Raw genomic sequence first — 21,723 nt, 5'->3', positions numbered from 1 at the left:
GGGCGGCGGCTGGCGGTGAGGGCGGCGGCTGGCGGTGAGGGCGGCGGCTGGCGGCGAGGGCGGCGGCTGGCGGCGAGGGCGGCGGCTGGCGGCGTGGCTCAGCGAGGGCGGCGGCTGATGGCGCGGCTCAGCCGAGGGTGGCGCTGGCCGCGCGTAGCTCGTCGAGCGCGCTCACGGCGTACCGGGCGAAGTCGTCCTTCGCATTGCTCTCGGACCATGCGGTGAAGGCTCGTTTGAAGGCCAGCACGCCCAGTTCGCTGGCCAGGGCCGCGGTCGCGCCGGGCACGCCCCGGGCGACCAGGGCCTCGGTCATCGCGGCGGCGAGGCTCACGCTTTTCAGGGCGTCCCGTTCCCGCAGTTCGGTGCTGGCGGCGACGGCGGCCTTGATGCGCGGCGCGATCTCGTGGTTCATCGGGCCCATCGCGCTCGAGGCCCGTTCGAGGCCGGCGGCGACCGCACCGAGCGGGGTGGCGTCGGCCGGTGCCTCGGTGATGCCCTCGGCGAGCAGCCGGCTCAGCGTCTCCTGACCGGCCACCAGCAGCTCGCGCTTGTCCGGGAAGTGCCGGAAGAACGTGCTCTTGGTGACGCCGGCGCGGTCGGCGATCTGCGCGACGGTCGTGGCGTCGTAGCCCTGCTCGGTGAACAGGTCGACGGCAGCGAGGACTAGGCGTTCGCGCGCACCTGGTTCCCAACGAGCCATGCCGACATCATATGTGATGGGACTGTTGTCCCATCACCGTGGTACGTTGACGGGACAACAGTCCCATCACTTCGGGGAGAACCCATGCGCGTCTTTGTCACCGGAGGCACCGGCCTCATCGGCACCGCCGTCGTCGCCGAGCTCCTCGGTCACGGCCACACCGTTCTCGCTCTCGCCCGCTCGGACGCCTCCGCCGAGGCCGCCGAGAAGGCCGGCGCCGAAACCGTCCGGGGCCGGCTCGCCGACCTCGACGTCCTGCGCGCCGCGACCCGCGACTCCGACGCGGTGATCCACCTGGCTTTCAGCAACGACTTCAGCAGCGCCGAGGCACTGGCCCGCGCGGTCGCCGAGGAGAGTGCCGCGCAGGCCGCCATGAGCGAGGCGCTGATCGGCAGCGACCGGCCCATGGTCACGGTGTCCGGCACGCCGTGGGTGCCCGGCCGGCTCTCCACCGAGGCCGACCCGCTGCCCACCGACGGTCCGGTCGGCGGGCGCGGCCTCGCCGTCAACGCGGTCCTCGGGATGGCCTCGCGGGGCGTACGCAGCTCCTCGGTCCGCCTGCCACGCACAGTGCACAACAACGGCGACGGCGGCTTCGCCGGGCTGCTGACCGGGATCGCCCGGCAGAGCGGCGTGTCCGGCTACGCCGGCGACGGCACCCAGCGCTGGCCGGCCGTGCACGCGCTCGACGCCGCGACACTCTTCCGCCTTGCCCTGGAGCAGGCGCCGGCCGGCACCGCCTGGCACGCGGTGGCCGACGAGGGCGACCAGGTGCGCGACATCGCCGCCGTCATCGGCCGCCGGCTGGGCCTGCCGGTGCAGTCGGTGCCGGCCGAGACCTACGGCCCGCTCGGCCCGATCTTCGCCACCGACCAGCCCTCGTCGAGCGCCCGCACCCAGCAGGAACTCGGCTGGAAACCGCAGCACCCGAGCCTGCTCGACGACCTCGAGAACATCTCATAGCCAGGGCAGCACGGGGCCGGTGTCCGGGGCGGACAACCGTGCCAGCCAACCGGCCACACCGGCGCTGCCCTGCATGAACCCCGGCTCCGGGGCAAGGTCGGGCGGGGTGGCGGTGTGCTCGAAGTTCGACCACGTCATCCCGGCCGGCGTGGTGACGGTGCGGCCCAGCACGTCGTCGGCGAGGCGCTGCGACCACTCCAGCATCGAGACGTCCCCGGTGGCCCGGTAACGGTCGATCAGCATCTGCCCCACACCCGCGGTCCCGCAGCAGCGCGCCACGTTGTCCCAGTAGCCCGGGTGGAGCCGCGCCGGGATCCGCCCGTCCCGCAACCCTTGCAGACACGCGTCGATGCCCCGCTGCCAGCGCGGATCCGGTCGCAGCCGGTCAAGCAGCTCGAACAACCGCACCGTGCCGGTCGGCCCGTGACACCACCCGAAGTTCACGGCCGGCCGGTCCGGCATCGGCGGGATCAGCAACGGCACCGCCCACCCACCGCCGGGCTGAAGCCCGAGCGACAACAGCCCGTCCGCCGCGCGGACGGCGACATCGACCAGATCGGTACGGCCGAGCGTCTCACCCACCCGGCCGAGGGCGTACGCGACCCCGGCCGTCCCGTGCGAGAACCCCGGCATCAGCCGCTCGTGCGCCGGATCCATCTGCCAGTGCAGACCTTCCGGCCGGTCCTGCCCGAGCGCCACCAGCCCGTCCGCCAGCTTCCGGGCGGCCCCCGCCGCAGCCGGGTCGTCCACCAGGGCCAGCAGGATCCCGGCGTCCCCCGAGATGATGTCGGTGCACCGCCCCGGATCGTCCACCCGGCGCAGCACCCGCTCGGCAATCCGGGCCGTAACCTTCGCGGCGGCCTCCTGCTCTCCCCAGGCGCGCAGGGCCACCGCGATGCCCGCCCACCCCCCGAACATCCCGTCGTCCGCTTGTCCGGCGGCGGCTTCTTCTTCGGCGGCGACCAGATGCAGGAGCCGATCCCGCGCCCCGCGCGCCACCCGGTTCACCGCGCCGTCCACCCCGGCGGCCACCGCTTCCGCACACCCGAGCAGCACACCCGCCGTACCCGCGTAAAGATCGTCGGCAGCCCGCCCGTCCTCCGCCCACCGAAGCCCGCCCTCGGCCGCCAGAGCCTCCGCTTCGATCCAGGCGAAAGCCCGCCCCGCGACGTCCCCCGTCACCTTCTCCACCCCGAATTCCGCCGGCCCTCGGAGGCGGGCGCGCCCCGAGCTTCGCACCCGCCATGCTCGCACGGTCCCGCGCCGCGCGTTGTCCGTCCCGACTGGACACTCGGCTGCGCCCCCGCGTCGGCGGCTGGGGAGTCTGTGGCCGATCGGTCTGGGGCCGGCCCGCCTGGGGCCGGCGGGTCTGTGGCTGGGCGGCGCGCGAGGTCGGGACGGAACCGGCGGAGGGCCGGCCGGGGAATCCGCAACATTCCCCGGCCGGCTCGCCCCATCGTAGGCAGCGCTGGTATCCGATCCCGCCGGACTCCTCGGCACGCTTGCCGGCGTACCGTCGGCCTTGGATCTGTGTGCGTGATGGATCCGCAGGTCGCCGACGGAAGGACCCCTCCACCATGCCGGGATTCGCCGCTCGCCTCCGCAAGGCCACGATGGCCGAGCACCGCGAGGCCGAGACCAGGTCGTTCATCTCGCGCCTGATGGCCGGCGCGGTGCCGCGGGCGGGGTTCGCCGCACTCACCGCCCAATACTTGATCGTCTATCGCGAACTCGAACTGGCCGCCGACACCATGCGCGCCGACCCGACCGCCGCCCCGTTCGCCGATCCGGCCCTGTCCCGCGTACCGGCCCTGACCGCCGACCTGACCCACCTCTACGGTCCCGGCTTCCCGCAGCGGATCCCGGTGACGAGTGCCGCCCAGCGCTACGCCGATCGGCTGCGCGAGTACTGCCACAGCTCACCGGAACACTTCATCGCTCACCACTACGTGCGTTACCTCGGCGACCTCTCCGGCGGACTGATGGTCGGACGCAAGGTCGCCGCCACGTACGGGCTGCGGGACGGCGGCGTTGCGTTCTATGCGTTCGACCAGATCGGCGACCCGCGGGCGTACAAGGCTGCCTACCGGGAACGGCTGGACCGGCTGAGCTTGGCCGAGGAACAGTTGGCGGCGTTGGTCGAGGAGGCGCAGCTCGCGTTCGGGCTCAACGGCGCCGTCTTCCAGGAGTTGGACTCGGCGTACCCGGAGGAGATCTCCACCGCGGCCTGACCCCGTCTTTCCCGGGCAGGACTCCGACGCCTTCGACGTGAGCGGCTCCACCATTGTCCGGCTCAACGGGCGGCCTGGACGACCCCGATGTGCGGAGGAAGGGGTCTCGGAAGCTCCGGAGACGGGATCTTGGAAGCGCTGCCAGTGACGGGCTGGGGCGACTGCCGACGGGGGCGAGCCCGGCAGCGGGGGCGGGCCTGGGGGCGGGGCGGAGCGGGCGCTGGGAGAGGCTGGGCGCGATGCGGCGGCGAGGGCTGGAACCGCCGGCGCCGGCGTGCCGGGGAAGCGACCAGGAGGACCCGGCGCAGGCGCAACGTCGGCCCTGCTTGGGGTGGGGAACCACGGGCGGAAATGCCCGGGTGGGCGAGATCGGGCAGGGTTCGGCGAGGATCGGGCACGGTTGCGGGGGAGGTTCGGGCTTCCCGGCGGACGGTGCCGGGAAGCCCGGGTCTGTTATGCCTTCTCGACCTCGACCGGGGTCAGCAGGACCCGGTTCCGTCCGGTCTCGCGGGTGGCGCCGGTCAGGGTGACGGTGCCGCGCAAAGGCAGGTGCTGGGCGGAGGTGCCGACCAAGACTTCCAGTTGGCCGGGTTCGACGATGCGGCGCAGGTCGCGGCCGGTGAAGGCGGTGCGGTCGGTGTGGACCAGGAAGCGCACGTCCTTGGCCTCGCCCGGCTCGAGCGGGACGCGGGCGAAGCCGGTCAGCTGCTTGACCGGCCGGGTGACCTGGGCGATCACGTCGCGCAGATAGAGCTGGACGACCTCGTCGCCGGGGCGTTCGCCGGTGTTGCGCACCCGGGCGGTCACCGTGAACTCCCCGTCGGTGGGCACCGAGTCGGAGCTTATCCGCAGGTCGTCGACCTCGAACGTGGTGTAGGAGCGGCCGTGGCCGAACGGGAACAGCGGGGTCGGGTCGAGGTTGCTGACACCGCTGTTCTCGGCGCCGAGCACCGGCTGCAGGTAGGTGCCGGGCTGGCCGCCGGGGGTGCGCGGGATCTGCACCGGGAGTTTCGCGCCGGGCTGGACGCGGCCGGTCAGCACGCCGGCGATGGCGGAGCCGCCCTCCTCGCCGGGCATGAAGGCCTGCACCAGGCCGGCGGCGCGGTCGGCGAAGTCGCCGAGCGCGTAGGGGCGCCCGGAGACCACGACGATCACCACCGGCGTACCCGTCTCGATGAGCGCGGTGAGCAACTCGCCCTGCAGGCCCGGGAGCCGCAGTTCGTCCGCGTCGCAGCCTTCGCCCGACGTGCCGTGACCGAACAGCCCGGCCAGGTCGCCGACCATCGCCACGCAGATGTCCGCGTCGCGGGTGGCGGCCACGGCGGCCTCGAAGCCCGAGCGGTCGTCGCCGGTCACGGCGCAGCCGGGCTCGTACACCACGGTGCCGGCGAGCTCCTGGCGGAGCGCGTCGACGGCGGTGGGGACCTCGATGCCGAGGCCGGCCTCCGGGTAGCGGGGGAGGACGTGGTTGGGGAAGGCGTAACAACCCATGAACGTACGCGGATCGGCAGCGCACGGGCCGACCACCGCGACCGTGCCCAGGGCCGGGTCGAGCGGCAGCGCGGATCCGGGGTCGAGCAGGATGATCGACTTCTCGGCCATCTCCTTGGCGAGCGCCCGGTTGGCGGGGGAGTCGAGGTCGACCCGGGCGGCGCCGGCGACCGAGCCCTCGGGCGTCCAGCCGGGGTCGAGCAGGCCGAGCTCGATCTTCTGGGTGAGCAGCCGGGCGGCGGCCCGGTCGATCAGCTCGTCCGGCACCTTGCCGATCAGGCCGGGGCCGAAGCCCAGCGTGTCGGGCAGTTCGACGTCGATGCCGGCGGTCAGCGCCTGGACCCCGGCGTCGTCCATGTCGGCGGCGACGCGGTGCATGCTCGCCAGGAACGGTACGGCCCAGTAGTCGGAGACGACGGTGCCGGTGAAGCCCCACTCGTCCCGCAGGAGCTCGGTGAGCAGCCACGGGTCGGCGCCGGCCGGCACGCCGTCGACGTCGGAGTAGGAGTTCATCACCGAGCCGACGCCCGCCTCGCGGACCGCGGTCTCGAAGGTCGGCAGGATGACGTCGAGCAGTTCGCGCCGGCCCATCGACACCGGGCCGTGGTTGCGGGCGCCGCGGGAGGCCGAGTAGCCGGCGAAGTGTTTCAGTGTCGCGATGACGCCGGCGCTCTGCAGTCCGCGCACGTAGCCGGCGCCGAGCAGGGCGACCAGGTAGGGATCTTCGCCGATGGTCTCCTCGACCCGGCCCCAGCGGTAGTCGCGGACCACGTCGAGCACCGGGGACAGTCCCTGGTGGATGCCGAGCGCGGCCATGTCCCGTCCGATGGACGCGGCCATCCGCTCGACGAGTTCCGGGTCGAACGTCGCTCCCCACGCTATCGCGGCCGGGTAGACGGTGGCGCCGAAAGACGTGAAGCCGGTCAGGCACTCCTCGTGGACCAGCGCGGGAATGCCCAGTCTGGAGTTCTCCAGCACGACGCGCTGTTGTCTGACTATTTCGGCGGCGCCCTGCTCGGCGGTGAGCGGGACACTCCCATAGACGCGTGTCAAGTGCCCTAAGCCGTTCCGGCTGGCCTCGGACAGCGGTACGGTGCCGGAAGCGGCGAAAACGTCCTGCATCGGGGCGACGTTCAACGTCTCCTCGGGATCGGTGCTGGGCTTCTCGTCGCCGGACTCCTGCATGTCGTTACCGACCCACCGGCTGCCGAGCTGAGCGACCTTCTCCTCGGTGGTCATCGCGGCGAGCAGGAGTCGGACGCGCTCCGGAACCGGTACCGCCGGATCCTGCCAGGGCTGGGGGGCCTGTCCTTCGGTCACAGTGTCACTCCTAAAAACGTGCCTCATAAGTTCCGAAACTTTCAGTGGTTTCACAGCATGCGTTATCGGTCGTCCAAGGCTTGACGCAGGGGTGCACACTGGCGTCCACTCTTGCGCTGGGAGCGCTACCACGGCAAGACCCTTGACATGATCAAGCTGAAACCCTACGTTAACGAAACCTCACGTTAACTTGCAGTCGTCGTTCGAAAGTTGCAGGCTTTGTGACGGCGGCTACCCCATCCCCACGACGATTCACTCGCCGCGGCAGGGCGCGGCATCTCGAGTACGGAGATCAGCGTGTTCAATAGCAATGTTTCCCGGCGGAACTTCCTTGGTCTGACCGCGGGGGCCGCCGGCGCCGCGGCCCTAGCGGCATGTGGAAGTTCCGGCCCAAGCGACAAGGGCGGCAGCAGTTCGAGCGGCGGCAAGGCGGTGGCGACCTACTGGTCGCTCAGCGGCGTGCCGGGCGAGCCGATCCGTCAGGCGGCCATCGACCGCTTCAACAAGGCCAACTCGGACGGCAAGATCACGCCGTTCTTCTACCAGAACGACGCCTACAAGCAGAAGATCAAGACTGCTATCGGCGCCGGCCAGGGCCCGACCATGATCTGGGGCTGGGGCGGTGGCACGCTCAAGGAGTACGTCAAGTCCGGCCAGGTCGAGGACCTGACCAGCTGGCTCAGCCAGAACGCCGCCGTCAAGGACAAGATCCTCCCGTCCTCGTTCGGTGCGGGCACCGTGGACGGCAAGGTCTACGCCCTGCCGGTCGAGACCGTGCAGCCGATCGTGCTGTTCTACAACAAGAAGGTCTTCGACCAGGTCGGCGTCAAGCCGCCGACCAGCTACAACGAGATGGTCGCCCTGATCCCGCAGTTCAAGGCCAAGGGCATCGCGCCGTTCTCGCTCGCCGGTCAGTCCCGGTGGACCAACATGATGTGGCTCGAGTTCATGCTCGACCGCAACGCCGGCTCCGAGGTGTTCAACAACGTCTTCGCGGGCAAGCCCAACGCCTGGTCCGACCCGGCCGTGCTGGACATGCTCACCAAGATCCAGTCCCTCGTGGACCAGGGCGCCTTCCAGAAGGGCTTCTCGTCGACGACTGCCGACTCGAACGCCGACCAGGCGCTGCTCTACACGGGCAAGGCCGCGATGATGGTGCACGGCTCGTGGTCCTACGGCATCCAGAAGGACAAGGGCGGCAACTTCGTCAAGGACGGCGGCCTGGGCTGGATGAACTTCCCGCCGATCGAGGGCGGCAAGGGCGACCCGAGCAACACCGTCGGCAACCCCGGCCAGTACCTCTCGATCTCGTCGAAGGCGACGCCCGAGGCCAAGGCCGCGGCGCAGAAGTTCTTCTCGACCACGCTGGTCGACGACGATGAGAAGGCCGGCTGGGTGAAGTCCGGTGGTGTGCCGGTGCTCAAGGGTGCCGACAGCCTGTTCACCGGTGACGACGCGCAGTTCCTCAAGGACATGGCGTCGATCGCGCAGAACGCCAAGAGCTTCGCCCAGTCGTGGGACCAGGCGCTCAGCCCGGTCGCCGCGGAGACGCTGCTCAACAACATCGCCAAGCTGTTCCAGAAGCAGATCTCCCCGCAGGCATGGGTCGACAGCATGAACGGGGTCATTGGCAAATGACGACGCTCGCTCCGCCCGCCGTACGCGTGCCGGAGACCTCCCGAACCACTGGCGGGCGGGGCGGCTCCGTCACCTGGATGGCGCTCCCGGCGTTCCTGATGTTCTTCGCCTTCGGCATCATCCCCCTGGTCGGTGTACTGTTCCTCAGCTTCACCACCTTCGACATCATCGGCACCGTCGTGCCGTCTGGCCTGACCAGCTGGAAGGCGGCCCTGACCGACCCGGGCCTGATGAACTCGCTGTGGGTGACGTTCCTGATCATGGCGTTGTCGTGGCTGTTCCAGACCCCGGTGTCGATTCTGCTCGGGGTGTTCCTGGCGGCCCGGTTCCGCTATCGCGGGTTCCTCGCGGTGTTCTTCTTCATCCCCTTGATGATCAGCGCGGCCGCCATCTCGATCACCTTCAAGGCGCTGCTCGACCCCAGCTTCGGGCTCGGCAACGGCCTGCACATCGACGCGCTCAACCAGGACTGGCTGGGCAAGTCCAACCTGGCGATCGGCGTGCTGATCTTCATCGTCTCCTGGCAGTGGATCCCGTTCCACACGCTGATCTACCAAGGCGCGGTGCGGCAGATCCCGACGTCGATGTACGAGGCGTCGCAGATCGACGGTGCGGGGCGGCTCCGGCAGTTCTTCAGCATCACGCTGCCGCAGCTGAAATACACGATCATCACGTCCTCGACGTTGATGGTGGTCGGGTCACTGACCTTCTTCGACCTCATCTACGTGCTGACCGGCGGCGGCCCCGGGGACGCCACCAACGCCCTGGCCCTGCAGATGTACCGGCTCGGCTTCCAGTCCAACCTGATGGGGCCGGCCAGCGCCATCGCCGTGATCCTGGTCCTGGTCGGACTCAGCCTGTCGCTGTTGCTGCGCCGGCTCGGCGGGCGCGCCGACGAGAGCCAGCTGGAAGGAGCCTGAGGTGGTAGCCACAACTTCGCACCAGGCGCCGGGTTCGCACGCTGTGCGGCGTCAACCGTCCCCTCGTCCCAAGCCGTCGCTCGGCCGCCGGCTGAAGCAGCTGAACTGGATCGGTGGCGGTTTCAGCTGGATCTGGCTGCTCGTCGTCATGCTCCCGCTCTACTGGATCGTGATCACCAGCTTCAAGACGCAGGACAGCTACTTCATCTCCAACCCGCTCGCGCCACCGACGTCGTTGACGTTCGAGAACTACAAGACGGTGCTCGAGCAACACTTCGTCCAGTACTTCCTGAACAGCGTCATCGTCACCGTCGGGGCGATCGTGCCGGCCGTGACGATCTCGTTCATGGCGGCGTTCGCGATCGTCCGCGGGGCCGGCAGCCGGGTGCTCAAGACGATCAACGGCGTGTTCCTGATGGGCCTCGCCATCCCGCTGCAGGCGGTGATCATCCCGGTCTACCTGATGGTCATCAAGCTCCAGCTGTACGACACGCTGCTGGCGATCATCCTGCCGTCGATCGCCTTCGCCATCCCGCTGTCGGTGCTGGTGCTGTCGAACTTCATCCGTGACGTCCCGAAGGAACTCTTCGAGTCGATGCGGATGGACGGCGCCACCGAGTGGGGCACGATGTGGCGGCTCGCGTTCCCGCTGACCCGTCCGGCGCTGGTCACCGTGACCATCTACAACGCGCTGGGCATCTGGAACGGCTTCCTGTTGCCGCTGATCCTGACCCAGAACCCGGACAGGCGCACGATGCCGCTTGCTCTGGTCAACTTCCAGGGCCAGTTCGGCGTCAACTTCCCGGCCATCGCCGCGTCGGTCACCCTGACGACGATCCCGCTCGTCCTGCTCTACGCGATCGGGCGCCGACAGCTACTTAGCGGTCTGACCGCCGGCTTCGGTAAGTAGGGCGGTGCTTTCCCGGACCACCAGCTCGGTAGCGAGCTCGACCCGGGGAGTTTCGATGGGCTCGCCGCGTGACAACCGCAAGACGGTTCGCGCGGCGAGCCCACCCATATCCGCGAGCGGCTGGCGCACGGTGGTGAGCGGGGGCGCCGACCAGCGGGCCTCGGGCAGGTCGTCGAAGCCGATCACGCTGAGGTCGTCGGGGATGCGGATGCCCCGCAACCGGGCCGCCTCGTAGAGCCCCAGCGCCATCTGGTCACTGGACGCGAAGATCGCGGTCGGCGGGTCCTCCCGGTCGAGCAGCCGCTGTCCGGCGTGGAACCCGGACTCGTGGGTGAACTCGCCCGGTTCGATCAGCCGGCGGTCGAGGCGAAGGCCGGCCTCCTCGAGGGCGGCGCGGTAGCCGTCGAGCCGTGCACGTGAACACAGGAGGTTCTTCGGGCCCTCGACCAGGCCGATGTTGGTGTGCCCCAGCGAGATCAGGTGCTCGGTGGCGCTGCGGCCGCCGGACCAGTTGGTCGCGCCGATCGTGGGCACGTCGGCGGCCACGCCCCCGGCCGGATCGATGATCACCATCGGGACGTTGAGCCGGTGCAGCTCGGTGCTTATCGGCCCGGCCCCGTCGGAGATCACCAGGATCACGCCGTCGGACTGGCGGGCGCGCAGGTTCTGCAGCCACTGCCGGGTCGACGCGGTGCGCCGGTGCACGGCCGAGACGACGGAACCGACGCCGGCCGCGTGGGTGACCTCCTCGACGCCGCGGATCAGCTCGACCGCCCACGGACTGTCCAGATCCTGGAACACGAGGTCGATCAGGCCGGCGCGCAGCGGCTGCCGAGAGTTGCGGGGCCGATAGTCGTGTTCTCGGAGGAGGTGCTCGATGCGGTCCCGCGTCTCGGGAGACACGTCCGTGCGCCCGTTCAGCACCCTCGAGACCGTGGGAACCGACACTCCGGCCGCTTCCGCGATGGTCGCGATAGTCACCCGGCGTCCGCTCGCGGCCATCCGTCTCTCCTTGCCCGCCGCGGGGGATAGGACTGAAACTTTCGTCCGCGGTGCCGGAAGTATTGCACATCCCGGACGCTCTGGCCTCTACCCGTTCGCGTGGAAATCGGCAAGCACCAGCTCGTCTGCCAGGACAGTTGTCAGTCGCGCACGCTGCGTCAGGAGTTAACAACGTCGCGTGGATGCTTGTCTATCCCCTGAGCGGGTCAGCGCGGGGCGGTGAGGGCCGGAGCGGTGGCGGCCGCGGCGAGCCGGCCGGCCACCGCGGCGTGACCGGTGGCGATCAGGCCGACGGTGATGCGCAGGTGCGGTGGGCCACCGGCGGGCAGGAACGTGGCGCCGGCCGCCGCGGCGATGCCCGCGCTGGCCAGGCTGATCAGGGCGGACTGCTCGTCGGCGACCGGGAGCCAGATGTTCAGGCCATCGCCCGCGGGCAGGTCGAGGCCGTGCTCGCGCAGACCGGAGACGACAAGGGCGCGGCGCCGGGCGTACTCGGCGCGGGCGTGCCGCACGGCGGCGACCGACGACGGGTCGGTCAGCAGTGTCAGGAGCAGGTGCTGCAGGAGGCGGCTGGTCCAGCCCTGGCCGAGCAGGCGGCGTTCGAGGATCGGGTCGAGCACCGCGGCCGGGCCACCCACGGCGGCCAGGCGCAGGTCGGGGCCGTGCGACTTGGAGAAGCTGCGGACGTGGACGGTCTGGCTCGGCAGGTGGGCGCCGAGGGAGAACAGTGGGCGCGAGGACACGTCCGCGTTCGAGTCGTCTTCCACGGCGTACACCCGCGGGTGTCGCGCAAGCACCTCGGACAGCGCCGTGGCGCGCTCGCCGGACCACGACGCACCGGTCGGGTTGAGGGCTCGGGGCTGCAGGAACACCGCGGCGGCGCGCGCCCGCAGCGCGAGATCCAAGGCGCCGGGGAGCATGCCCTCGTCGTCGGTGTCGACGCCGACCGGCTCGACCCCGAGCGTCTCGAGCAGGTCGAGCAGGGGCGGGAAGCACGGATTCTCGACGAGGGCGCGATCACCCAGCCGTAACAGAGCCGAGGCGATCTGGTCTATCGCGTCCATCGCGCCGTCGAGGACGGTCAGCCGCTCGGGCGGGAAGGGCCAGGTGTCCCGGAGGACGGCGGCGAGGTCGGGCAGGACCGGTTCGTCGAGGTAACTGGTGGGTGCGGGGGAAAGGCCGGCCAGGGCCGGCAACCGCGGGAGAAGAGCCGGATCCGGTACGCCGGTGGAGAGGTCCAGGGTGAAGCCGGTCCGGCCGCGCAGCGCCGCCCGGTAGCGGCCCGGTCCGCCGGTGCGTGAGCCGGCGATGATCGTGCCGCGGCGCCCGTCGGTGCGGATGGTGCCGGAGCGGCGCAGCAGTTGCCACGCGGCGCTGACCGTGGTGGGGGAGAGCTGCAGTTCGGCCGCGACGGTGCGGACCGGCGGGAGTTTGCTGCCCGGTGCGATGGCGCCCTGGCCGACGGCCCGGCCCACGGCCGAGGCCAGACCTCGGGCGGTGAGATCGGTGAGGTTTGATCGCACGGCGTCGAGCATTTTGTGACAGTACGTTTCAAGCATTGTTCGGTCCAGAGCTGGTACGTAATCTCGGCCTCATGATTCGTATCTCGCACTGGGTCGGCGGCGCAGCGCACGCCGGCACCTCGGGCCGGGTCGGCCCCGTCTTCAACCCCGCCACCGGCGAGCAGACCGGCGAGGTCGACCTGGCCTCCGCGGCCGAGGTCGGCGCCGCCGTCGCGACCGCGAAAGAGGCCGCCGCCGGCTGGCGCTCCGCGTCGCTGTCCAAGCGGTCCGCGGTGCTGTTCAAGTTCCGGGAGCTGCTCGCCGAGCGGTCCGGCGAGCTCGCCGCCGTGATCACCGGCGAGCACGGCAAGGTGCTGTCCGACGCGGCCGGCGAGGTGGCCCGCGGCCTGGAGAACGCGGAGTTCGCCACCGGCATCCCGCACCTGATGAAGGGTTCCTACTCGGAGCAGGCCTCGACCGGCGTCGACGTCTACTCGATCCGGCAGCCGCTCGGGGTCGTGGCCGGCATCACGCCGTTCAACTTCCCGGCCATGGTGCCGCTGTGGATGTGCACGACGGCGATCGCGGCCGGCAACGCGTTCGTGCTCAAGCCCAGCGAGAAGGACCCGTCGGCGGCCCTGTTCCTGGCCGGGCTCTGGGCCGAGGCCGGGTTGCCGGCGGGCGTGTTCACCGTGGTCAACGGTGACGTGGAGGCGGTCAACGCGATCCTCACCCACCCGGACATCGCGGCGGTCAGCTTCGTCGGGTCGACCCCGGTCGCGAAGTACATCTACGAGACCGGCACCGCCCACGGCAAGCGCGTGCAGGCCCTCGGCGGCGCCAAGAACCACATGGTGGTGCTGCCGGACGCCGAACTCGACGCGGCCGCCGACGCCGCCGTGTCCGCCGCCTACGGGTCGGCCGGTGAGCGCTGCATGGCCGTCTCGGTGGTCGTCGCCGTCGGCGAGATCGCCGACCCGCTCGTCGCGGCGATCGCCGCCCGGCTGCCGAAGCTGCGGATCGGCGCCGGCACCGACCCCAACGCCGAGATGGGCCCGCTGATCAGCGCACAGCACCGGGAGAAGGTGCTCGGCTACGTCGCCGCGGGGGCCGAGGCCGGGGCCACCGTGGTCGCCGACGGGCGCGACGCCGACCTCCCGGACGCCGGCTACTTCCTGGGCGTCACGCTGCTCGACAACGTCACCCCGGACATGTCGGTATACCGGGACGAGATCTTCGGGCCGGTGCTCGGGGTGGTGCGGGTGGACACCTACGCCGAGGCGCTGGAGCTGATCAACGACAACAAGTACGGCAACGGAACCGCCATCTTCACCCGCGACGGCGGGGCGGCGCGGCAGTTCCAGTTCGACGTCGACGCCGGCATGGTCGGCGTCAACGTGCCGATCCCGGTGCCGGTGGCCTACTACTCCTTCGGCGGCTGGAAGGCGTCGCTGTTCGGCGACACCCACATGTACGGGCCGGACGGCATCCACTTCTTCACCCGTACCAAGGTCGTCACGTCGCGCTGGCCCGACCCGGGCACGTCGTCGGTCGACCTCGGCTTCCCGCAGACTCGATGAGGGTGATCCCGTGACCTCCGACGCCGAAGTGCGTGCCGACGACCGCGCCCATGTCTTCCACTCCTGGTCGGCCCAGGGGCTGATCGACCCGCTGCCGATCGAGGGCGCGGCCGGCTCCTATTTCTGGGACTACGCGGGGAAGAAGTACCTCGACTTCTCCTCCCAGCTGGTCAACATGAACATCGGCCACCAGCACCCGCGCCTGGTCGCGGCCATTCAGGAACAAGCGGCCAAGCTGTGCACGATCCAGCCCGCGTTCGCCAACGACAAGCGGGGCGAGGCCGCCCGACTGATCGCCGAACTGGCCCCGGGCTCGCTCAACAAGGTGTTCTTCACCAACGGCGGGGCCGAGGCCACCGAGAACGCGATCCGGCTCGCCCGCGGGCACACCGGCCGGCACAAGGTGCTGTCGACCTACCGCAGTTACCACGGCTCCACCGCCACCGCGATCACGGCGACGGGCGATCCGCGCCGCTGGGCCAACGAGCCGGTCTCCGTCGGGGTCGTGCACTTCTGGGGCCCGTACCCGTACCGGTCGCCGTTCTTCTCCTCCTCGCCGGAGCAGGAGTCGCAGCGTGCGCTGGCGCACCTGCGCGACACCATCGTTTTCGAAGGCCCCGGCACCGTCGCCGCGGTCCTGCTCGAGACGGTGGTCGGCACCAACGGCATCCTGGTGCCGCCGCCCGGTTACCTCGCCGGAGTGCGCGAGATCTGCGACGAGTTCGGGATCGTGTTCATCGCCGACGAGGTGATGGCCGGCTTCGGCCGGTGCGGTGAGTGGTTCGCGGTCGACCACTGGGGCGTGACCCCCGACTTGATCACCTTTGCCAAGGGGGTCAACTCCGGTTACCTGCCGCTGGGCGGCGTGGTCATCTCGGACGAGATCGCCGAGACGTTCCGGGAGCGACCGTTCCCCGGCGGGCTCACCTATTCCGGGCATCCGCTCGCCTGCGCCTCCGCGGTCGCCTCCATCCAGATCTTCAAGGAGGAGGGGATCATCGAGCACGCCCGCGCGCTCGGCGAGGACGTGCTCGCCCCGGGCCTCGCCGAGCTGGCGGCGAAGCATCCGAGCGTGGGCGAGGTGCGGGGCCTGGGCGTCTTCTGGGCGCTGGAGCTCGTCCGGGACCGGGCGACCCGCGAGCCGTTGGTGCCTTTCAATGCCTCGGGCGCGGCCGCCGGACCGATGAACGAACTGGCCGCGGCCTGCAAGGAGCGGGGTCTCTGGCCGTTCACGCACTTCAACCGGGTGCACGTGGTGCCGCCCTGCACGGCGAGCGTCGACGAGGTGCGCGAAGGTCTGTCGATCCTCGACGAGGCGCTCGAGGTGGCCGACCGGTATTACGCGGGTTGACTCCGGATTACGTACGTGCAAGGGATAGGCACGCCTGATTCCGTTTCAGTTTTGAAAATTGCTTCGGATTCCCTTGTCTGGAGTCCTTCGCATGTGACAAGGTCCCTGACGTCGATCTGTGGGGGCTGTCACAGGCCCCAGCTTGGAGGTCCACCTCGTGCGCAAGGCCCTTCCCGAGCTGCGGAACTTCGTCGGCGGCGACTACACCGGCACGCTTGACGGGGCGACGTCCGAGGTCGTCGACCCGAGCACGGGGGAGGCCTACGCGCTGGCTCCCCTCTCCTCGGATCGGGACGTCGACGCGGCGATGACCGCGGCCGAGGCGGGTTTCGAGGTGTGGCGCGACGCCACCCCGGCCGAGCGGCAACGCGCCCTGCTGCGCATCGCCGACGCGGTCGAGGCCCGCACCGACGAGCTGATCGACGCCGAGTGCCGCAACACCGGCAAGCCGGTCGCGGCCACCCGGGCCGAGGAGATCGGGCCGATGCTCGACGAGCTGCGCTTCTTCGCGGGCGCGGCACGTGTCCTCGAGGGCAAGAGCGCCGGCGAATACCTCCGCGACCACACGTCCTACGTGCGGCGCGAGCCGATCGGCGTGTGCGCGCAGATCACCCCGTGGAACTACCCGATGGTGATGGCCGTCTGGAAGTTCGCGCCGGCGATCGCGGCCGGCAACTCGGTGGTGCTCAAACCCTCCGACACCACCCCGGTGAGCACCCTGCTGCTCGCCGAGATCGCCGCCGAGTTCCTGCCGCCCGGCGTGCTCAACGTGGTCTGCGGCGACCGGGACACCGGCCGGGCCGTCGTCGCCCATCCGGCGCCGCAGCTCGTCTCGATCACCGGCTCGACCCGAGCCGGCATGGAGGTCGCCGTGGCGGCGGCGGCCGACCTGAAGAAGGCCCACCTCGAACTGGGCGGCAAGGCGCCGGTGATCGTCTTCGACGACGTCGACATCCCGGCGGTGGCCGAGGCGATCGCCGGCGCCGGCTATTTCAACGCCGGTCAGGACTGCACGGCCGCGACCCGGGTGCTGGTGCACTCGCGGATCGCGGCCGAGTTCACCGCCGCGCTGGCCGCGGCGGCGAACGCGCTGCGCGCCGGGCCGCCGCAGGACACCGAGGCCTTCTTCGGGCCGGTGAACAACGCCTCGCAGCTGGCCCGGGTGCAGGGCTTCCTGGAGCGCGCGCCGGAACACGCCTCGGTGGTCGCCGGCGGCAAGCGGATCGGTGACCGGGGTTACTTCCTCGAACCGACGGTTGTCGCGGGCCTGAAACAGAACGACGAGATGATCCAGGACGAGATCTTCGGCCCGGTCGTCACCGTCCAGTCCTTCGACGCCGAGGCGCAGGCGGTGCGCTGGGCCAACGATGTCCGGTTCGGCCTGTCGGCGAGCGTCTGGACGCAGAACCACGGTGTCGCGATGCGGGTGTCACGCCGGCTCGACTTCGGCGCCGTCTGGATCAACACCCATCTGCCGTTCGTCTCGGAGATGCCGCACGGCGGCTACGGTCACTCGGGTTACGGCAAGGATCTTTCGATGTACGGGTTCGAGGAGTACACCCGGATCAAGCACGTGATGAGCTACTTAGGCTGACGCCCCTGTAGGTACGTCCCCCCGCGAAGAGGTAGACATGACCACCCCCCAGCACGCCGCATTCTCCGGTCAGCCACCGGGCGTGACAGCCAACGGGACGCCGGCCATCCGGTTCGCCGGAGTACACAAGAACTATCTGTCGCACGGCGAATCGGTCCCCGCGGTCAAGCCCATGGACCTGGCGATCGGCCAGGGTGAGTTCTTCTCGTTGCTCGGGCCCTCGGGCTGCGGCAAGACCACCACCATGCGGATGATCGCCGGGTTCGAGGAGCCGTCCGGCGGCAAGGTCTACCTCGACGGCCAGGACGTCACCGGGGTCGCACCCAACAAACGCGACGTCAACATGGTGTTCCAGTCGTACGCCCTCTTCCCGCACCTCAACACATACCAGAACGTGGCCTTCGGTCTCGAGCGCAAGAAGGTCGGCAAGGCCGACATCAAGCGGCGCGTCGGCGAGATGCTGGACATCGTGTCGCTGACCGGCATGGAGAAGCGTCAGCCCCGGGAGATGTCCGGCGGCCAGCAGCAGCGGGTGGCACTCGCGCGCGCCCTGGTCAACCACCCCCGGGCGCTGCTGCTCGACGAGCCGCTCGGCGCGCTCGACCTCAAGCTGCGCCAGCAGATGCAGATCGAGCTCAAGCGCATCCAGCGCGAGGTCGGCATCACCTTCGTCTACGTCACGCACGACCAGGGCGAGGCGCTCACCATGAGCGACCGGATCGCGGTCATGAACGCGGGCGTCATCGAACAGCTCGGCTCGCCGCGGGAGATCTACGAGCGGCCGGCCACCCGGTTCGTGGCCGGCTTCATCGGCACCTCGAACCTCGTCGACGGCCACGTCGACCGCTGCGAGAACGGTCACGCGCTGCTCAGCTACACCGCGCAGGACCGCGTCGTGGTGCCGGTCGGCAGCTCGGTGCGACCCGGCGACAAGATCGAGGTGTCGGTCCGCCCCGAGAAGATCGACCTGCACCGCGGCGTGCCGCCGGTGGCGTCGACCGGGGGAAGCGTTCTCAGCGGCGTCGTCAACGAGGTCGTCTATCACGGGACCTCGACCAACTACACCGTGGCCACGGCGGCGGGCGCCGACTTCACGGTCTTCGATCAAAACGCCTCGAACGCCGAGGATCTGGCGGACCGCGGCGATCGGGTCTTCCTGACCTGGGCCCCCCAGCACTCATACATGATCGGAGTCTGACGAGATGTCTGCGAATATTTCCGACCCGTCCCTGCTGCGTGGCCTGACCCAGCGCCGCCTCGGCCGCCGGGACGCGCTTCGCCTCTCCGGTCTCGCCGGTCTGGGTGCCGCCCTCGCCGCCTGCGGCGTGCAGGGCAAGGGCAAGCCGTCGGCCAGCGTCGCCCCCGACGCCGTCGCCAAGTTCTGGACCGGCAAGGCGTCGACCAAGCACGTCGACTTCGCCGGCTGGCCGCTGTACATGGACCCGAAGAAGCCCGAGCTGAAGAAGTTCACCGCCGAGACCGGCATCTCGGTGAACTACCAGGAGGTCATCCAGGAGATGGCCCCGTGGTTCGCGAAGGTGCAGCCGCAACTGGCCGCCGGCCAGTCGATCGGCTACGACCTGATGGTCATCACCAACTCGTACCAGTTCACCCAGTTCCGCGAGTCCGGCTTCCTCGCCCCGCTCGACCACTCGAAGCTGCCGAACTTCACCAAGAACGCCGCACCGGCGTACACCAAGGAGGCGTTCGACCCGGGCAACGTCTACAGCGTGCCGTGGGCGTCCGGCATGACCGGCATCGCGTACGACCCGGCCAAGCTCGGCGGTCGCAAGATCACGAAGCTCGCGGACCTGTGGGACCCCGCGTTCAAGGGCAAGGTCGGCATGTTCTCCGACACCCAGGAACTCGCCAACTTCGGCCTCATGGCGCTCGGCATCGACCCGGCCAAGTCCACCCAGGACGACTGGAAGAAGGCGGCCGACCACCTCAAGAAGCAGAAGTCGGACGGGATCGTCCGCAACTACTACGACCAGAGCTACGTCGACGCGCTCGGCAAGGGCGAAGTCTGGATCACCCAGGCCTGGTCCGGCGACATCTTCCAGAAGAACGTCTCCGAGGGTCGCAACCTGCAGTTCGTGCTCCCCGAGGAGGGCGCCACGATCTGGACCGACAACATGACGATCCCGATCACCGCCAAGTCGCCGCTGGACGCGATCGCGCTGATGGACTTCTTCTACAAGCCGGAGATCGCCGGCTCGCTCGCCGAATACATCAACTACGTCACCCCGGTCCCCGGCGCGCAGGCGGTCATCAAGGCCGACGCGGCCAAGCTCAGCGGCGACGAGAAGAAGTCCATGGAGGAGATCGCCAACTCCAACCTGGTGTTCCCGACCGACGCCGACTACGCGAAGCTGCACTACTACGTGTCGTTCGAGACGGCCGAGGAGAACCAGAACTTCCAGAAGACCTTCGAGCCGATCGTGCTGGGCTGATCTATGGATCGAGTGAAACGCCAGCTCGCGCCGTACCTTCTGATCCTGCCCGGCGGGCTGTGGCTGCTGCTGTTCTTCGTCGTCCCGATGGTCGCGATGCTGTCGCTGTCGCTGCAACAGGGCGACGTGGTCAACGGCTACCGGTTCACCTTCCACTGGCAGAACTACACCGAGGCGATCGAGGCCTACAACACCCAGCTGATCCGGTCGCTGATCTACGGCGTCATCGCCACGATCATCCTGATCATCCTGGCGTTCCCGGTCGCGTACTGGATCGCCTTCTACGGCGGCAAGCGCAAATCGACGTACCTCTTCCTTCTGCTCCTGCCGTTCTTCGTGTCGTTCGTGCTCCGGACCATCTCGTGGCGCCAGATCCTGACCGACGACGGGCCGGTGCTGTCGCCGCTGAAGAGCATCGGGCTGCTGCCCGAGTCCTACCACATCCTCGGCACGGCGCCGGCCGTCATCTGCGGCCTGGTCTACAACTTCCTGCCGTTCATGGTGCTGCCGGTCTACGTGGCCCTCGAGCGCATCGACCCCCGGGTCGTCGAGGCGGCGCGTGACCTGTACGCCAACCCGGCCACCTCGTTCCGCAAAGTGATCCTGCCGCTCGCCCTGCCCGGCGTCTTCGCCGGCGTGCTGATGTCGTTCGTGCCGGTGAGCTCGGACTACGTCAACTCGGAGGTGCTGGGCAGCTCGTCCACCACCATGATCGGCCAGGTCATCCAGAAGCAGTACCTCAACAACTCGGACTATCCGACGGCCTCGGCGCTCTCGTTCATCCTGATGGCGGTGCTGCTCGTCGGCATCTTCGCCTACGCCCGAGCACTCGGCACCGAGGACGTGATGAAGGTGGCGGCCCGATGAGCCAGGCTGTGCTGGACCGCAAGACGGTGCACCTGGCCAAGCCGAGGCGCAAGCTCGGCGGCGGCACGCTGCTGTTCGCCTACACCTGGCTGGTGATCATCTGGCTGATCGTCCCGATCGCCGTGATGGTCCTGTTCAGCTTCAACAACACCAAGGGCCGCTACAACCAGGAGTGGGAGGGCCCCACGCTCAAGTGGTACCTCCCGAAGAATCTGTTCGCGATCGACACCCTGACCACCGCCCTGTGGACCACCCTGATCATCGCCGTGGTCTCGAGCATCGTCTCGGCCGCCCTCGGCACCGGCATCGGTTACGCCCTCGGCCGTTACCGCTTCCGCGGCCACGGCACGCTGAACCTGGTCATGTTCAGCACCATCTCGTCCCCCGAGCTGATCATGGGCGCCTCCCTGCTCAGCCTGTTCGTGTCCCTCAACCTCGGCCTCGGCGCCGTGACGATCACGATCGCGCACATCATGTTCTCGATCTCGTTCGTCGCCACCATCGTGCGGGCCCGCGTCATCACCCTGGACCGCTCCATCGAGGAGGCCGCCGCCGACCTGGGCGCCTCCGCCTGGGTGACGTTCTGGAAAGTGACGTTCCCGATCATCCTGCCGGCTGTCTTCTCCGGCTTCCTGCTCGCGTTCGCCCTCTCCATCGACGACTTCGTGGTCACCAACTTCACCTCCGGCACCACCACGACGACGTTCCCGCTGTGGATCTGGGGCTCCACCCGGGTCGGCCTGCCCCCGCAGGTGAACGTGATGGGCACCCTGATCTTCGCCGCCGGCGTCCTGATCGCCGTCATCACCAACATCCGCTCCCGCCGAGCCGACAAGGCCCCAGCCGAATAGCCCTCGTTCCGGTGGCGGAGGCGCCCACCTCCGCCGCCGGGGCTCGCCCTTCGTTGCGAGGAGTCGCACCCGTGCGGATCGGTCGCGGCCGCTTCCGGTGGCGGACCCGGCTCCGGCGTCATCTCCCGTGGTTCCTGCTCAACCGCGGCGTAGCCGCCCGCGGCCGAACCGATTGCGGCAATCACGAGTGGTACAAATCCACCAGCGACGTCGATCGCTGCTACCACTGTTCCGCTGGCCGGCGACCCCGCGCCCTCTGACACCCGCTTTCCGCCGTGCCGCTTTCCGCCGTGCCGCTTTCCGCCGTGCCGCTTTCCGCCGTGCCGCTTTCCGCCGTGCCGCTTTCCGCC

17 protein-coding genes are annotated in these 21,723 nt (G+C 69.6%); 12 read left to right on the top strand and 5 right to left on the bottom strand.

What is annotated here, in order from left to right; translation table 11 throughout:
- Positions 1-127: 127 nt before the first annotated feature.
- Positions 128-700: a TetR/AcrR family transcriptional regulator gene (locus Afe05nite_RS23365; protein WP_203819311.1), complete on the bottom strand. Its 573-nt coding sequence runs from the start codon at positions 698-700 to the stop codon at positions 128-130.
- Between the two features lie 84 nt (positions 701-784).
- On the opposite strand from Afe05nite_RS23365, the gene Afe05nite_RS23360 reads away from it, so the two are divergent.
- Positions 785-1,663 carry an SDR family oxidoreductase gene (locus Afe05nite_RS23360; RefSeq protein ID WP_203819310.1) on the top strand — a complete coding sequence of 293 codons (879 nt, stop codon included), beginning with the start codon at positions 785-787 and terminating at the stop codon, positions 1,661-1,663.
- Here the strand turns inward: Afe05nite_RS23360 and Afe05nite_RS23355 are convergent.
- Complete coding sequence (locus tag Afe05nite_RS23355) at positions 1,658-2,845, bottom strand: lanthionine synthetase LanC family protein (protein ID WP_203819309.1); 1,188 nt, start codon at positions 2,843-2,845, stop codon at positions 1,658-1,660. The genes Afe05nite_RS23360 and Afe05nite_RS23355 overlap by 6 nt on opposite strands.
- Before the next feature lie 395 nt (positions 2,846-3,240).
- Between Afe05nite_RS23355 and Afe05nite_RS23350 the strand changes: the two genes are divergently transcribed.
- Positions 3,241-3,894, top strand: a complete 654-nt coding sequence (locus tag Afe05nite_RS23350) for a biliverdin-producing heme oxygenase (protein ID WP_203819308.1) — start codon at positions 3,241-3,243, stop codon at positions 3,892-3,894.
- A 453-nt stretch (positions 3,895-4,347) separates the two neighbouring features.
- On the opposite strand, the gene Afe05nite_RS23345 is transcribed toward Afe05nite_RS23350, so the two are convergent.
- Positions 4,348-6,705, bottom strand: coding sequence for a glycoside hydrolase family 3 N-terminal domain-containing protein (locus tag Afe05nite_RS23345; protein ID WP_239118135.1), 2,358 nt, complete (start codon positions 6,703-6,705; stop codon positions 4,348-4,350).
- Positions 6,706-7,002: 297 nt separating this feature from the next.
- Here Afe05nite_RS23345 and Afe05nite_RS23340 point away from each other — a divergent pair, with 297 nt between their 5' ends.
- Genes Afe05nite_RS23340 through Afe05nite_RS23330 form a run of 3 tightly spaced genes read left to right on the top strand, consistent with a single transcriptional unit; the run spans position 7,003 to position 10,173 of the window.
- Positions 7,003-8,343, top strand: a complete 1,341-nt coding sequence (locus Afe05nite_RS23340) for an extracellular solute-binding protein (protein WP_203819306.1) — start codon at positions 7,003-7,005, stop codon at positions 8,341-8,343.
- On the top strand, positions 8,340-9,263 hold the full coding sequence (locus Afe05nite_RS23335) for a carbohydrate ABC transporter permease (protein WP_203819305.1): 924 nt from the start codon (positions 8,340-8,342) through the stop codon (positions 9,261-9,263). Before Afe05nite_RS23340 ends, Afe05nite_RS23335 begins: the two co-directional genes overlap by 4 nt.
- Position 9,264: 1 nt before the next feature.
- Complete coding sequence (locus tag Afe05nite_RS23330) at positions 9,265-10,173, top strand: carbohydrate ABC transporter permease (RefSeq protein WP_239118134.1); 909 nt, start codon at positions 9,265-9,267, stop codon at positions 10,171-10,173.
- Here Afe05nite_RS23330 and Afe05nite_RS23325 read toward each other — a convergent pair.
- Both Afe05nite_RS23325 and Afe05nite_RS23320 read right to left on the bottom strand, forming a co-directional pair.
- The gene (locus Afe05nite_RS23325) at positions 10,138-11,175 is read right to left on the bottom strand and encodes a LacI family DNA-binding transcriptional regulator (RefSeq protein WP_203819304.1); all 1,038 of its coding nucleotides are present in this window, start codon (positions 11,173-11,175) and stop codon (positions 10,138-10,140) included. The two genes, Afe05nite_RS23330 and Afe05nite_RS23325, sit on opposite strands and share 36 nt — an antisense overlap.
- Before the next feature lie 206 nt (positions 11,176-11,381).
- Entirely contained in the window at positions 11,382-12,710 is a 1,329-nt protein-coding gene (locus tag Afe05nite_RS23320) for an aminotransferase class I/II-fold pyridoxal phosphate-dependent enzyme (protein WP_203819303.1), read from the bottom strand.
- Between the two features lie 59 nt (positions 12,711-12,769).
- Between Afe05nite_RS23320 and Afe05nite_RS23315 the strand changes: the two genes are divergently transcribed.
- From Afe05nite_RS23315 to Afe05nite_RS23285, 7 genes are all read left to right on the top strand, one after another.
- Positions 12,770-14,257, top strand: a complete 1,488-nt coding sequence (locus Afe05nite_RS23315) for a CoA-acylating methylmalonate-semialdehyde dehydrogenase (RefSeq protein ID WP_203819302.1) — start codon at positions 12,770-12,772, stop codon at positions 14,255-14,257.
- A 10-nt stretch (positions 14,258-14,267) separates the two neighbouring features.
- Positions 14,268-15,608 carry an aspartate aminotransferase family protein gene (locus Afe05nite_RS23310; RefSeq protein WP_203819301.1) on the top strand — a complete coding sequence of 447 codons (1,341 nt, stop codon included), beginning with the start codon at positions 14,268-14,270 and terminating at the stop codon, positions 15,606-15,608.
- A 157-nt stretch (positions 15,609-15,765) separates the two neighbouring features.
- Complete coding sequence (locus Afe05nite_RS23305) at positions 15,766-17,202, top strand: gamma-aminobutyraldehyde dehydrogenase (RefSeq protein ID WP_239118133.1); 1,437 nt, start codon at positions 15,766-15,768, stop codon at positions 17,200-17,202.
- Positions 17,203-17,239: 37 nt separating this feature from the next.
- A complete protein-coding gene (locus Afe05nite_RS23300) occupies positions 17,240-18,400 on the top strand; it encodes an ABC transporter ATP-binding protein (RefSeq protein WP_203819300.1) in 1,161 nt (386 codons plus the stop codon).
- A gap of 4 nt (positions 18,401-18,404) precedes the next feature.
- Positions 18,405-19,655: a polyamine ABC transporter substrate-binding protein gene (locus Afe05nite_RS23295; protein ID WP_203819299.1), complete on the top strand. Its 1,251-nt coding sequence runs from the start codon at positions 18,405-18,407 to the stop codon at positions 19,653-19,655.
- A gap of 3 nt (positions 19,656-19,658) precedes the next feature.
- Positions 19,659-20,522: an ABC transporter permease gene (locus Afe05nite_RS23290; RefSeq protein ID WP_203819298.1), complete on the top strand. Its 864-nt coding sequence runs from the start codon at positions 19,659-19,661 to the stop codon at positions 20,520-20,522.
- Positions 20,519-21,373 (top strand): ABC transporter permease, encoded by an 855-nt coding sequence (locus tag Afe05nite_RS23285; protein ID WP_203819297.1) that lies wholly within the window; start codon positions 20,519-20,521, stop codon positions 21,371-21,373. Before Afe05nite_RS23290 ends, Afe05nite_RS23285 begins: the two co-directional genes overlap by 4 nt.
- The last annotated feature ends 350 nt before the right edge of the window (positions 21,374-21,723 follow it).

It is taken from the genome of Paractinoplanes ferrugineus (assembly GCF_016862195.1).
Classification (GTDB): domain Bacteria; phylum Actinomycetota; class Actinomycetes; order Mycobacteriales; family Micromonosporaceae; genus Actinoplanes; species Actinoplanes ferrugineus.
Note: the sequence above shows the minus strand (reverse complement) of the source record. Positions and strands in the feature narration are given on the sequence as shown.